Annotated in this window: 10 protein-coding genes; 1 reads left to right on the top strand and 9 read right to left on the bottom strand. The window is 44.1% G+C overall.

The features are described from left to right. Positions 1-11 precede the first annotated feature (11 nt). The 7 genes from G636_RS0105765 to G636_RS0105795 form a co-directional block, all read right to left on the bottom strand. Entirely contained in the window at positions 12-590 is a 579-nt protein-coding gene (locus G636_RS0105765) for a hypothetical protein (protein WP_026507261.1), read from the bottom strand. Between the two features lie 62 nt (positions 591-652). Further along, positions 653-1,321 carry a DNA repair protein RecO gene (recO, locus tag G636_RS0105770; RefSeq protein ID WP_026507262.1) on the bottom strand — a complete coding sequence of 223 codons (669 nt, stop codon included), beginning with the start codon at positions 1,319-1,321 and terminating at the stop codon, positions 653-655. Further along, positions 1,321-2,247 carry a GTPase Era gene (gene era / locus G636_RS0105775; RefSeq protein WP_035778918.1) on the bottom strand — a complete coding sequence of 309 codons (927 nt, stop codon included), beginning with the start codon at positions 2,245-2,247 and terminating at the stop codon, positions 1,321-1,323. The genes recO and era overlap by 1 nt, the downstream gene beginning before the upstream one ends. 71 nt (positions 2,248-2,318) lie before the next feature. Then, complete coding sequence (locus G636_RS0105780) at positions 2,319-5,234, bottom strand: insulinase family protein (protein WP_026507264.1); 2,916 nt, start codon at positions 5,232-5,234, stop codon at positions 2,319-2,321. Positions 5,235-5,305: 71 nt separating this feature from the next. Further along, a complete protein-coding gene (locus G636_RS17485; RefSeq protein WP_035778921.1) occupies positions 5,306-7,240 on the bottom strand; it encodes a hypothetical protein in 1,935 nt (644 codons plus the stop codon). A gap of 50 nt (positions 7,241-7,290) precedes the next feature. Continuing rightward, a complete protein-coding gene (locus G636_RS0105790) occupies positions 7,291-8,031 on the bottom strand; it encodes a YebC/PmpR family DNA-binding transcriptional regulator (RefSeq protein WP_026507265.1) in 741 nt (246 codons plus the stop codon). Between the two features lie 66 nt (positions 8,032-8,097). Then, a complete protein-coding gene (locus G636_RS0105795) occupies positions 8,098-9,483 on the bottom strand; it encodes a hemolysin family protein (protein WP_026507266.1) in 1,386 nt (461 codons plus the stop codon). A gap of 293 nt (positions 9,484-9,776) precedes the next feature. Between G636_RS0105795 and G636_RS0105800 the strand changes: the two genes are divergently transcribed. Continuing rightward, positions 9,777-10,508, top strand: coding sequence for a hypothetical protein (locus tag G636_RS0105800; protein ID WP_026507267.1), 732 nt, complete (start codon positions 9,777-9,779; stop codon positions 10,506-10,508). On the opposite strand, the gene alr is transcribed toward G636_RS0105800, so the two are convergent. Further along, on the bottom strand, positions 10,499-11,716 hold the full coding sequence (gene alr, locus G636_RS0105805; protein ID WP_155832328.1) for an alanine racemase: 1,218 nt from the start codon (positions 11,714-11,716) through the stop codon (positions 10,499-10,501). The two genes, G636_RS0105800 and alr, sit on opposite strands and share 10 nt — an antisense overlap. Positions 11,717-11,831: 115 nt before the next feature. Beyond that, complete coding sequence (locus G636_RS0105810) at positions 11,832-13,433, bottom strand: NAD(P)H-hydrate dehydratase (protein ID WP_196803043.1); 1,602 nt, start codon at positions 13,431-13,433, stop codon at positions 11,832-11,834. Positions 13,434-13,461 lie beyond the last annotated feature (28 nt).

A 13,461-nucleotide genomic window follows, 5' to 3' on the forward strand; every position in this document is an offset into this window, starting at 1 on the left:
TATTATTTCAATTATTTATTATCTATTACTATACAGGCAGGATCATCCTCTGATGCATTAACCTTTGCAGTCTTTCCTGATACAGTCACATTGCTGCTGGCTGCCAATATCTTGGAAGGAGCTATAAAATCCTCTTCTTCATATATCATGATGACCTTCATGTTGTCTGTAACTTCAAAAGCATCTGCCCCTGAAGCAGATACGAGATCAGGCATGCTGATACCTGACAAAGAGCACTCAGTCTTAGAGCCTGCAAAAAAGCTGATATTATTAAAATCAGCATAATCTGATGCCGAGGCAAACTTCATTATGAGCCTGACCTTATCGCCCATTTTGTCAGCGCTGAGCATCTCTACTCCGCCGCCGCTAAAACCGGCGATCTCTGAGCTCACCATATTCTTGAGCTCATCCACATCGTAATAATCCATATCAAAATCTTCGACAATACAGGATATCAGGCTCCCATCTTTATCCAGTTCAAGGGTAGTAACCTCTGCATCCTTTGCGGAAGCCCCCTTACATCCGGCAAGTGCTAAGCACAGGATAAGGATAGAGCATGATACCAAAAGCTTATCAAATATCCTAGACATTATATATAATATCCTCCCGTTATCGGCATATTCTTAGATTATAATAGCAGCCTCATCTTTTTTCAACTTTCAAATGCAGATAGCATATCAAGTGAAGACAGGCGTCTATCCACAAATCTGTCTCTAAGGCGGCGGGTATAGCGCTCAAGCTCTTCCATTCCCTGACCGGACAGCCTGAAGGAGAAGAGCTCCTTAAAGGGCGCGGTCATGATATGCTGCAGGGTCTTTTGAAGGATCGGGCTCTGAGTCATGGGATCGATGCCCGGGAACTGGCCATCTATCATAAGGGCCTTGATCTCGTAGACACACCTTACCAGCTTTCTGTCAAAGCCTTCCCTGGTAAGGGCGCAAAGAGATACATATAGCAGGCGAAAGAGATCTCTTTCATCTGAATTCTCAGTGCCATAATAATCCGCCAGTTCCAGGAGAAAGCTGCCATACACCGTCTTCTCCAGATCCCGGCGGAATTCTTCAAAATATGAAATAATGTCTGCTTCGATGATATTGTATGAATTCTTACCTGCAAAAAGGATAAAATTCCCACAGCAAAAGGGCTCAACATTACCGGACAGTCTGCCGCCGGGCTTTCTTGCTCCCCTTGCAAATGCAGAGATCTTGCCTTTTTCCATGGTCAGGATGGTCACAGCAAAATCATAATCTCCCACAGGTCTGTGCCTTATCACAATGCCGCTCACCCTGATCCTTGCATCATCATAAGATCCGTTATTCATCATATGTTGCGCTCATCATATCCAAAATGCTTCATCATGGAGCTGTCATCACGCCAGTTCTTTCTGACCTTGACCCAGAGCTTGAGATTGACCTTGGTCTCTGTCATCTTCTCAATATCTATCCTGGCCTGGGAACCTATTTTCCTGAGCATGGCTCCGTTCTTGCCTATTATGATGCCTTTATGGGAATCCCTTTCACAGATGATAGACGCATCAAGATCTATCAGGCTCCTGCCGTCATCTGTGACAAAATCCTCTCTCTCGTGCATCTTTTCAACAGTCACTGCTATTCCGTGGGGAACCTCATCCTTAAGGAGCCTTAGCGCCTTCTCTCTGATGATCTCAGCTGCTATATCCCTCTCAGGCTCCTCAGTGACTGTATCCTCATCATAGAGAGCAGGTCCGTAAGGCAGATATTTATATATGGTATCCATAAGTGATTCCAGATTGATGCGCTTAAAAGCTGATACCGGTACAATATCCGCCAGGACCATCTGATCCTTATAGGAATTAATCACAGTCTCAAGCTTGTCCTTACTGATGGTATCAATCTTGTTGATCACAAGGATCACCGGTTGACGACACTTCTTTAGCTGACTGATAACATATCTCTCAGAAGCGCCAACATATGAAGACGGCTCTACAAGCCAAAGGATCATATCGGCATCTTCAAGAGTCTTCTGGGCGATATGTAGCATATAACTTCCCAGCTTGTTCTTGGACTCATGGATACCAGGGGTATCCACAAAGATCATCTGACATCTGTCATCTGTATAAACCGTCTGGATCCTGCCCCTGGTAGTCTGTGGCTTACTGGAGGTGATGGCGATCTTCTGACCTATCATATTGTTCATAAGTGTGGACTTGCCTACATTTGGGCGGCCCACCAGGGCTATATAGCCTGTCTTAAAATTATCCATTAGCATTTCTCTTTACTTCCGGGTCCATAAAACATGGACCCGGATCATTTAATACCGCAAGTATAGCGGCTCATTTCTCAAAGCTGCCTGATCACATCAAATAAATCCTTGTATTCATCTATCTTCTCAGCAGTACCCACTACGCAGATGCAAGCGTTCTTTTGATAGGCCTCTATATACGCGGCAAGAGCTCTGATATCGGAGACAGTAGCTTCAAGAACCTGTCTCCTGTATTCCCGCTCATCTTCAATGCTGCTGCGTGTGATATATGCCGCCATCCCCCTTGAAGCCTTCATACTGGGAGTGGCAGGGGTATCGATCTCTCCTATGGTACCTATTATATACTGGGTCATAGTCCTGTCATCACAGTCAAAGTCCCTGACAAAGTCAGCAACTTTTCTGAATACATCAAGTGATCTGCCAAGATGAGGGTCTCTGTAGGTGACCATATAGGAATCACCATTATGGATGCAAGCTCCCTGTACACCGTAAGCTCCGCCGGTGATCCTGATATTATTATAAAGATAATCATATCCCAGGATCATCTTGAGTACCTTGAGAGCCCCATTATAGGAAAGCCCCTCTTTGGCAAAATTTCCTGCTATAGCAACGTATTGAACCTGTCCGGCTGTCTTGAAGGCTTCATTTCTTGCTACAGGTTTAAACACAGGGCTTCCTTGTCTGCATTCATCTTTATAGAGCTTGTCTGCAAATTCTTCGCAAAGGGCCTCTATATCGCCATAATCCTTGGAAGGCGAGGTATAACTTATAAGGAGATTCTCTCTCCTGAAGAGGCAGCGCATAAGCTCTTCAAGCTTTGATGAGAGTTCCTTGTGAGTAGCCTCATCATAGTTTTCATCCATCGCCTTGACCTTTTCATAAGCGCTGACGCCAACAAGTCTTTCCACAGAGACCATGACAGGTGATACGCCTGAGATTGCTCTTAGGTAAGCTGTCACATTTCCTCCTGATATAAAACCGGACTGCATATGAGATTTTTTCTCGTCAAGAATTTCTCCAAGCCTTGTCTTATCAGTCATTTTAGAAGTCATGACAAGCTCCGTGGCCAGCTCAAAGGCATCTCTAAGATTTTCTTTTAATACCTTCACTTCTATCTCAAAGGTATTTTTAAAGAGGTTAATATCCTTTTTGTCGCTGTAATATGCTGTATCCACCCTCATTCCGCCGGTGCGGATATTTACTTCATTGTAGAAGTCATTGTAATCATAATGCTCTGTATCAACCTGTCCCAGGACGCTTCTTAGGATGGAAGCATAGTCATAGAGATCATCAGGAATGTCCTTCATATCAAACTGGAAGGTAAGATATGCGATACCATTGGTCTGGATATCATGATACAGGAGCACATTGTCTCCAAAATGCTTTTCTTCATAGATAAAAGGATCAGGCTCCTTCTTCAGATCCTCTATAGAGAGCATAGGAATGGTGGCCAGAGCTTCAGGGCTGTCCTCCCTCTCCTGGAAGGCCTTAAGCTCTGCAGTAGCCTTTACTATATCTTCAATTTCTTTTGCCGTGAGGGATGCCTTATAGTCAGCCAGTTTCTTGTCAAGCTCTGCCTGCTTCTTTTCTCCCAGACCTTTCACGGGATTTAAGGTAACCACGCTTCTATGGGGGTTATCCAGCAGATAAGTCTGTATCAGCTTTTCAAAATAGTCTCCGGATAACTCTTTTCTCAGCTCTTTGTAAGTATCACCTGCTTCAAGATGTATCCAGGGCAGCCTGTCATCATAGAGCCAGCTGTCAAGCATCTTAAGGCCGTATACCAGGCCCTTGGGAAGTCTTCCAAAATCAGCTTCCCTGAACCTGAATTCGTCTGTATTTATAGCCCCTTCAAGGGCCTTTTTGTCAAGGCCGTTCTTTACTGCTTCTTCCAGTGTTTCTCTTATAGTATCCAGAAATTCAGCTTTTCGACTGATGTCCACATTTTTGGATACTATGGAAAAGAAAGGCTGGAGCAGTCCATTTTCAAAGCTGCTATATACATCAGTTCCAAGACCCTTGTCATACAGTGCCTTCTTCACAATAGCTCCGGGAGCCGAGCAAAGGCTGTAGTCCAGAACATCCAAAGCCAGATAGAGCTTGGGATCAAGACTGTTACCCACAGACCAGTTAAGGGACAGATATCCACCCTCCTCTTCCTCATCGTCCAATACAGAATAATCCATATCGATCATTGCTGTATTTGCAAAAGGCTTTTGAGGGCTAAGGGATGAATCATAATCCTGCCTGTCAAACGAGGACAGATACTCCCTGTCCAGATAGTCTAGATTCTCTGCCACATCCATATTTCCATAGAGGTAAATATAGCTGTTTGAAGGATGATAATATTTTCTGTGAAAATCCAGATAATCCTCGTAGGTCAGATCCGGAATCTTCTCAGGGTCTCCCCCTGACTCGAAACCATAGCTGTTGTCAGGATAAAGGGAATTAAGGATCTCTCTATCCAGGATATCATCAGGATTGGAGAAAGCTCCCTTCATTTCGTTATAGACAATACCATTGATCTTAAGGTCATCAGAAGGGTCCTTAAGCTCATAGTGCCAGCCCTCCTGCTTGAATATATTATCTGTATTATAAATATTTGGATAAAATACAGCGTCAAGATAGACGTGCATAAGGTTCCTGAAATCCGTATCATTGCAGCTGGCAACAGGATATACAGTCTTATCAGGATATGTCATGGCATTAAGGAATGTGTTAAGAGATCCCTTTGCAAGAACTATAAAAGGATCCTTTACAGGAAAGTCCCTGGAACCGCACAGTACAGTGTGCTCTATAATATGAGCCACGCCGGTGGAATCCTTGGGCGGTGTCCTAAAGCCAATATAAAACACCTTATTTTCATCATCATTGGACAGTACCGCTATACGGGCTCCTGTCTTTTTGTGCTTTAATATATAGCTGTCTGAGCCAATATCATCAATAGCTCTGTGCTCTATGATCTCATAGGCTGTAAGATCTGTAACCTTCATATATCTGTCTCCCATTACATACATTCCCAGATAAAGCATCCAAGAATGTATATGTTAACTTACTATTATTTTTAAGCCAGGTCAAAGTCATCCCCCGGTGCAAAAGGCAGGTCAAAATCAGCTGTCTTTTCCCTACGCGCCGTTGTAAAGCCATCATGCTCAGAAAGCTTTATTTTGCCGTTTACTTCCATCATCTTCCTGGTATTTTCTCGTCTCTTCTTAAGCTCTGCAGACTCAGCATGAGCTTCTTCAGTGTCATATTCATTCTCAAGAGGAACGAACATACCCTTAGGAACAAATCTGGAGCCCTTGTCTGCAATTTCCACATTAACAGACTCAGTCTCTCCAGTTTCTGAAGCTGGCTCTCGAGCAGCCTTATCGGTTTCCGGAGTATACTCCTTCTCTTTGCTTGCAGCCACAGTTAATAGAGGTTCTTCATACAAAGGATCATATGAAGGCAGTTCATCATTATGGCTATCAGACTCTTTGGCGCTGTCGTCATAGGCATCATTCAAAGGCAGATGTTCTTTGACTTTAACAGCAAGAGGATTCTCAGGTCTTACTACTTCCTGTATGCCTTTAGGCCTGGTATTTCTGCGTACGCCAAGCTGCCTTGCCACTCTCTCTTCTACAGTCTCACCTTCATAACCATCTTCAAGATCCTCCATCCTGATCTCTCTGATCTCTTCTCCGAATGATGCAGTATCCTTATCTTCATCAAAGTCGCCCATTTCTTCAAGAAGATCTGCGTCCTTGCTGTCAAGACCAAGAGCTGTAAACAGGCCCCCACCTGCAATAGCAGAAAAGAGAGCTATCAAAAGTTCAGGTCTTTTAAATACAGTCTCATTCATGCAAGGATAGGTAGCCAGCATCAGGATAGCCAGGGCAATCCATACTGCAAGCCTGCCTGTTCTCTTATTATAGAGAAAAGTGCTAAGAGCACCAAAGAGGACTGCCAGTAGCAGCAGATACAGGAGTTCATAGCCCCTCGTCAGCTCAGAAAAAACATCCAGATAGATCTGAGGACTAAGAGAACCATAGTAAAAGGTCCTGTCTGCCCAGTCCATAAACACACTTATCAGATTACCTCTCCAAAGGAGCGCAGCTGCAGTTACAAAGCCAAAGGCCGCTCCCACAAGCAGTCTTATAAAGCCTACAATAGAAATCTTTCTTCTAAGATATGAAAAAGTGCATATGAATGGAATAATGATCATGATCAGATTGCCACCATCCATATATGTGACAAAACCAATCATAATGCCGGTAAAGAGCTGCAGAAGCATGAGCGCCACTCCGGGCTCAGCATCAAATATGACAGTTCTGACATAATATGCCAAAAACACCAGCTCTGCAGCTATCATAAGCTTGGTGATGACGCTCACATCAAGATAGCAGATCTCTCTTCCAAATACAGGCAAAAAGGTAAACGCCAGCATTGTGGTAATAGATGCTATTCTTCCCAGAAGAAGTCTTACAGCTATGGCAAAAAGCACTGAAGCTGCAAGCGCCAGTCCCATCTGATAATTAAGAGCTGCATCCTGTCTGTTACCTACAAGTGTAAATATCCACCTAAGTCCGGTTAAATACCACAGCTTTTGATAGCTGTCAGCACTTATAGCCTTCGCTCCTTGGGATATCAGTGCTCTATCGTAGAGATCCGCTCCATCCCTGATCTCATAGCCCAGAGACTGCAGCACGGTGAACCTGTAATATACATATATTATGGAAATAATAGCAAAGCTTATAACATATAAGATCTCAAGAGGAACCTCAGAGACTGTGATCCGCTCCATAAATGGCGCCATAAGTCTATATATCAAAAAAAATACAAGCATAGACAAACAGCAGACAGCTATTGCCATAAGCAGGTAGCCTGCTGTGCCTCCACTTGTATTTCCAATCAGGGAAAGCCCAGATGATAATAGTAAAAGTCCTGCAAGCAATAAGATAAAAACAGAAAATACTCCCCAAATCAAATACTGCTCGCCACTCTTTTTTAATATCATCTTCAAGGCCCCCCGGTTCCTCTGAGTTATGTCCGTATTAATATAGTCTATTAGTTGTCCTCAGGCTCATCCCAGTTATGATATACATTCTGAACATCATCATCCTCATCCAGAAGATCCAGGATCCTCTGAATACCCTTTACGTTTTCGGGATCAGTAACCTGTACATAGTTCTGAGGGATTCTGGTGATCTCTGCAGAAACAGGTGTGATGCCAGCCTTGGTAAGAGCTTCGGATACACCCTGGAATGCTTCAGGAGCTGTCAGGATCTCAAAGCTGTCATCCTCTTCCTTGAAATCATCAGCACCTGCATCCAGTACTTCCATCATCAGATCGTCTGCAGACATTGAGCACTCTTCCTTGTCGATGATGATCTGACCCTTCTCATCAAACATGAAAGATACGCATCCGGGAGTTCCTATGGAACCCTTGCCCTTGGAAAATGCGCTCTTAACATTAGCTGCAGTACGGTTGGAATTATCTGTAAGCGCCTCAACAATGATTGCTGTTCCGCCGGGGCCGTATCCTTCGTATGTTATATTCTTGTAGTCTACTGCTCCGCCTTCACCTGAAGCCTTCTTGATACCTCTTTCAATAGTGTCATTGGGCATGTTGTTGGCTTTAGCCTTGGCGATTACTGTAGCCAGCTTGAAGTTATTGGATGGATCGGGACCACCCTCTTTAACTGCAACTGCAATCTCTCGTCCAATAACTGTAAAGATCTTGCCCTTGGCTGCATCATTCTTTTCTTTCTTATGCTTGATGTTAGCAAATTTTGAATGTCCTGACATTTTTCGTAAAACCTTCCTTTTTGAATAATCTATCTTGTAATGACCTGGGACCAGCCTAGGTTAACATTAGCTCTCACTAGTATCCTGCGGACTTGGGGCAGCTGCCACCTTCCTGATAGCAACATCAGTGATCATGTGATTCTTCACAGACATGATCCTGAAATCATAACCACCAATGGTGACCTCAAATTTTTCGCCCTCCTCAGGTATTCTGTCCATCCTGGAAATCATGAGGCCATTTAAGGTCTCAAATTCTTCCTCCTCAAGATCCAAATCAAAACGCTTCTCCAAAGTCTCAAGAGGCGTCCTTCCCAAGGCTATAAATTCGCCGGGCTTGCCGGAGGGGATGATATAGCTCTCATCCTCATCGTACTCATCCATGATATTACCCACGATCTCTTCCAGGATATCCTCCATAGATACCAATCCTGCTGTCTGGCCGTATTCATCAATTATGATAGCCATCTGAGTCTTGGTAGCCTGCATGCTGTGAAAGAGAGACTCGATCTTTCTGGTCTCAGGCACATACATAGGCTGCCTCATAAGCTTCTGCACATGTCTGATCTGGCTACTGCCGGCCTCTTCGTTATCAGAAAGGGCAGAAACAGCATCACGGATGTGTACTATACCTATAATATGATCTATATTGTCAAGATAAACAGGAAATCTGCTGTTGTTGCCACTTAGCATGTAGCTGATGGCATCAGACAATGAAGTAGTACCGTCTATCCCGCATATATCATTTCTGTGAGTCATGATATCTTTGACCTCTTTATCAGAGAATTCAAAGATATTAGTGATCATATTGGCCTCGGAATCCTGGATCACTCCCTGTTCCTGACCTTCATTGACCATTGATCTGATCTCCTGCTCTGTCACATCATAATCGTCCTTATCATCCCTGACACCAAAGAGATAAAGGATTCCCCCGGCACTCATCCTGATGATCATTGAGAAAGGATATAGGATGATCATCATAAATCTGATAAAGGGAGCAGTGATCACCGCCCATTTGACCGGTGCAAGCTTTGCCAGTTTCCTTGGCAAAAGTACGCTGAATGTCAGCATCAGATATAAGAGGACCAGTGCTGTAAGTATCTGAGACAAGAGCTCAGAAAAGCCGCCAAAGCCCGCTGTAAATCTCTTAAAAACAAAGGCCAGATCTCTGACATACACCCTGCCTATGAGCAGATTAAGCCCAAATACCAAAAGCTGCACAGTAGTCATATATTCAGCAGGCTCATCAAGCACTCTGAGTAGGAAGCTGTGCCTGCTTTTTCGAGCCATGACTTTATCAGTCTGCTGCGCGTCATCCTGACTATTATGCTCCTCTTCCAGATCTTCTGCCTTTAAATAATGGAGTGCCGAGCCAAAACCGTATACTACTGCATCAATTATAAATATGATCAGCAGTATGATAATTGTAGTGGCAGAGGGACTGCCATCGTCCATAAGATGTCTCCTTTTGTCAAACTCGCAGATTGCTGCATCAAAAACAAGCTCTTAACAAAATAAGAACAGTACTTCAACTATATCATTCACTTGTAAACCCGTCAAGAACGGTTGCGGCTTAGGACTTTCATGTTAATTATAAGCGTTGCTGCAGGAGCGCTATTAAGTACATTGATACATATAAACAGTCAATTTGACCGCTTCACATATATCATAACATAGTTTCATTATTGAAGGGTTTTATCTTTTAAACTATACTTAACTGGAAGATCAATTGTTTTTGGGGGATTTTCATGATAACTATCACTATTATTTCTACTATCATACATTGGATACTATTCTTCTTCATAGCACTGATCAAGGGCTGCGCCGGTCTTGTGTGGAAGATATGGAAGCTGCTCTACTGCTTCCTGCCCATCAGCTCTCTGGTGCTGGTGATCCTCATAATACTGGAAACTGCAGGCTTTGTCACAGGCAAGGAATACATACCCTCTGATATAGATATACTCGCTGCCATCCATGCATCGGCTGAAAGTCCCAGCAGCACAATATTGCAGGATTTCGGGGATAATATAGAAGAAACAATAAGTGAAAGCAAGGGCACTCTCACAGACAAAATCTCAGAAGAAATAGAACAGACCGCTCAGGATATAGCAGACAAGGCTGCAGAGAGCCTTGCAAGAAAGGTCACCCTCTGGTGGAAGGCTCTGATAATGAATACAGGCTCCAAGATCAGGCAGATCCTCCTCGTAGTGCTATCAATAGCTCTTGGCATCCCGATCATTATAGCCACTCTCATATCTTCAGCCGTAGTAAGCGGCCAGAAGTTCCTGGCCCTATCTTTTATGGCGGATCTGATCTTATATCTTATAATGACACTATTTACCATGAGAGCCCCCTGGGAGCAATTCGGACGAAGGCGCAGATATATGTTTGATCTTCCCTTCAGATCCAAGGTAGATCCCAAACTGGACTCAGAATATGCAGACTGGCTCAAGCGCCACAAAGGGGAATTTCAGGATTGAAATTCCCCTTCATTATGTATGTACACTCTGGGTACCCTGTGATTGATATCACAGCTAAGCTCGTAATTAAAGCGTCCGCTGAGATCTCCCAGCTCTTCAATTGTGATGACTTCATCATAGTCTCTGCCTATCAGGGTCACGTCATCCCCTTCAGCAGCTTCATGTATATCAGTCACATCTACCATAAACTGGTCCATGCACACACGGCCAAGTATAGGTGCCTTCTTGCCGTGGATGAGCACATAACCCTTGCCGGACAGGCTCCTTGGATATCCATCTCCATATCCCACAGGAATAGTGGCTATCCTGCTGTATCTGTCTGTTACATAGGTTCCTCCATAGCTGATGGGAGTACCTTTTTCCAGCTCTTTAATAAATACAATATGACTATGAAGGGACATTACAGGCTTTATGGCCACCTTGTTCTTGGAAGTCTCATCAGAAGGCCACATTCCGTAGATAGTGATACCCGCGCGGGCCATATCCATCCCGGCTTCAGGCATATCAATTATACTTGCAGAATTAGCACAATGATGTATAGGTATACGGACCCTGTTTTCTTTTTCAACGCGCTCTACAAAGTCAGCAAAGGAGCTTTTCTTATTCCTGGCATCAGAAAGATCCGCTTCATCTGCTCTGGCAAAATGGGTAAAGATACCTTCCACAGTAAGATTTTCCTTGCCAAGAGCTTCCCTCACAAATTCAGCGCCGCCATCATCAGGCTTTATGCCTATCCTGCTCATACCTGTATCAACTGCGATATGAATGGGAGCAGTGATATCATAACCTTCTCTTCTAAGTTTGGCTGCAGCTTCATCAAGGGCTTCAAGCTGGTCAAACCTGAATACTGCAGGTCTTATACCCTTTAATACAAGCTCTTCATAGGTCTCCGGAAAAGTATAACCAAGTATGAGAATGGGCTTTTTGATACCGCTTTCTCTAAGGATATATGCTTCTTCACAGGTAGCTGTAGCCATTCCCCAAACATAATCCTCTTTTTCAAGAAGATGCGCGATAGGCACAGCGCCCATTCCGTATCCGTCGGTCTTGATGACTGCACATAGCTTTGTAGGCTCCCCAAGACTCCTGTGCATGGATCTCATATTAAAGAGGACCGCGTCAAGGTCTACAGCCTCACATACCCTGGGGTGGACTACATTCAGATAATTCTCAAGTTTTTCTCTGTCTATAACTGTATATTCTTCCATTTATAGCATATGTCCTTACATTATTTCTTATATATGAATTCTTGGATAAATAATCCAGGAATATATGCAAATAATATATTCATTGTATACCATAAAGCCGTTATGCATAATTCTCTTATTTGCCATTCGCTTTGGAAAAAATGCCTGCTAACTCCCCGACAATATCTACTGCGGTAATGGAGCATTCCCCATTTTCCCCGGCTGCAGCATCCCCTGCAAGGCCGTGTATATATACTCCAAGGCATACTGCAGTAAAAGGATCGTCCACAAGATTAAGGAGAGATGCGATCACACCTGTAAGTACATCTCCACTGCCGGCAGTAGCCATGCCGCTGTTGCCGGACACATTCAGATACTGATAAGGCCCTGTGACCACAGTCCTGGCGTCCTTGGCTGCAATTATCAGTCCCATCTTATCAGAGAGTCTCCTTGTGCTTTTCCAGATATCATCCTTGATATCTGAGACGCTTCTTTGGTCATCGGGATAATATGCATTATAGAGCCTTGCAAACTCTGCCATATGGGGCGTAGCCACTATCCTGCAGCCTCTGCGACTCAGAGAATCAAGGCTTTTTTTAAGCTTATCATCCATAGCTATGAGAGTGATAGCATCCGCATCTATAACCAGCTTTTCTATACTGCTCATAAGGACTGCAGACATGACACTTCTGCCCCATTTATCCGTGCCTATACCGGGACCCACTACCATGGAATCAGCCCATGCTATATCTGATAAGAGCTCCTCTTCTATATTATCTTCGTCAGGGCAGTTAAACATAGCCTCAGGAAGGTATTTTTTGACAGCATCAATATTGGCCCTGTCGGTGAATACTTTGACCATCCCGGCCCCGCTTTTTAGTGCCGCCGCCGCTGACAGCAAGCATGCTCCCGATACCTTGGCATTACCTGCTGCTATGAGTACTTTGCCAAAGCTGCCTTTATTGCCGGCAGGATTCCTTGGTGGAAGCCTTCCTAGATCCTCATAGCCATAAATAAATCGCGATGGGAGCTTTCCCATAAAGCCTTCCTTGCTGATGCCTACATCAGCCACCAGAAGGCGTCCGCAGTGATCTGCACCGGGGTAAAGTATATGACCTATCTTGGGATAATTAAAGGTCACAGTGACATCCGCCTTTACGGCATCCCCCATAACCCTGCCGCTGTCAGCAGAAATACCTGTAGGAATATCTGCTGATATTACCAGTATATCTTCGCCCCTATCATCTTTCAGACTATTTATAAATCTGACCATTTTCAGATAATCCGGGGATAATTCCCTGTCTGCTCCTATGCCAAGGCCCGCATCAATGATCACATCAAACAAAGGTCCGCGAGGATAAGCATTATCGGCAGCTATCTGAGAGTATAATTCATCAAAGTTAACAAAAGGGATATTATAAGCCTCTGCACTGGCTATCTGACTCTCTAAAGTCGCGGCTATCCTGCCGTTATCTTCAACCATGGATATATAAGACCTGCAGCCCTTGCAGGCTAGTATCCTGGCAGCACACACGCCGTCTCCGCCGTTGCCTCCCCTTCCGCATAAAGAGAGTATTCGGGGAGTTCTCCCTGGCTTTCTCTCCCCTGCCCATTTCAATATCTCATCTGCAATAGCAAGACCCGCTCTTTCCATAAGGACAAGAGCGGGAATGCCAAAATGATCTATTGTATTATTATCGCAGGTTCTCATCTCAACAGAATCCGTAAGATACTGCATAACATCTCCTAAAATCATCTCAAACATC

Origin of the sequence: Butyrivibrio sp. MC2013 (genome assembly GCF_000424585.1) — a bacterium.
GTDB lineage: Bacteria > Bacillota > Clostridia > Lachnospirales > Lachnospiraceae > Butyrivibrio.